The sequence below is a fragment of the Vibrio sp. 2130-1 genome, assembly GCF_033339515.1.
This window is the reverse complement of sequence record NZ_JAWOUT010000094.1, coordinates 1-1,002: the sequence shown is the minus strand read 5'-3', so window position 1 is coordinate 1,002 and position 1,002 is coordinate 1. Positions and strand designations below refer to the sequence as shown.

Annotated in this window: 1 protein-coding gene and 1 pseudogene; both read left to right on the top strand. The window is 46.5% G+C overall.

Annotated features, from left to right (window positions below):
* Window positions 1-338 (top strand): annotated as a pseudogene (locus tag R7Q09_RS24445) (DUF2063 domain-containing protein); the annotation flags it as partial.
* A 10-nt stretch (window positions 339-348) separates the two neighbouring features.
* Window positions 349-804 carry a DoxX family protein gene (locus R7Q09_RS24440; RefSeq protein ID WP_021822489.1) on the top strand — a complete coding sequence of 152 codons (456 nt, stop codon included), beginning with the start codon at window positions 349-351 and terminating at the stop codon, window positions 802-804.
* The last annotated feature ends 198 nt before the right edge of the window (window positions 805-1,002 follow it).

Below are 1,002 nucleotides of genomic sequence, written 5' to 3'. Positions count from 1 at the left end.
TACCACACGTACCAGAGTCGCAACATCCCCATTTAGCTTTCCACCTTCGCCCTGGGTGTAAGTGCTTTGATGCTCATTACGCGGTGTTTGATTTATTCGCAGCTGTTCGTACTCAGCAATTCGATCAGCTCAACATCAACCAATTACAACAAGGGGTGATCCGCATTGAGCCCAATGGTGAAGCGCAGTGTTTCGCGCTAGCTGCCGAAGCCTATCAATTGCTTGCCAGCTTGGAACAAAAGCAATGTTTGAGCGATATCCCTGAGCCGTTGCTCACTCATCTTAATCACATCATGACGCTTGACCTGATTGAAGGTTTTACGCTGCAAACCGCGTAAGGAGGATACGATGACAGATTCTGTTAAAAGCCTGATTAGCCGCTACGACGAATACACCAACAGCTTACAAACTCACGCAATGCCGTTGTTGCTGCTGTTTTGCCGTTTATGGGTCGCTTGGGTGTTTTTTAATTCTGGCCTTATCAAAATTGCCTCATGGGATAGCACCTTGTACTTGTTCGAATTTGAGTATCAAGTTCCGTTGCTACCTTGGGAATTTGCCGCCTATTCAGGCACATTCGCAGAGTTAGTTCTTCCGGTCTTTTTAGCGCTTGGATTATTTACTCGCCCTATGGCTGCCATGTTGTTTGTGTTCAACATTATCGCGGTCCTGTCCTACCCGCTACTGTGGGAGAAAGGTTTCCATGACCATCAACTCTGGGGGTTAATGATTTTGATTGTGATGCTGTGGGGAGGCGGTCCGTTTTCGCTCGACCGATTACTAAAAGACAAATTCGTCAGATAGAAAAATCCCCGCGATTGCGGGGATTTCTTTTATTGCTTGTTTAGATAAGCCAGCAGTTCATCCGCTGAGATACCTTGTTGTGCGAGGTCTTTTGCTAATAGCTCAACTTGCTCGCCCTTGCGTGACTCAATCACTTGTTGAAATTGGTACACAATGTCACGCAAGATTGGTAGAGGTACTTGTTTTGCCGCACTACGA

Excerpts from the sequence above, each read along its gene's own strand:
- R7Q09_RS24440 (WP_021822489.1), top strand. The coding sequence starts at position 349 with ATGACAGATTCTGTTAAAAGCCTGATTAGCCGCTACGACGAATACACC.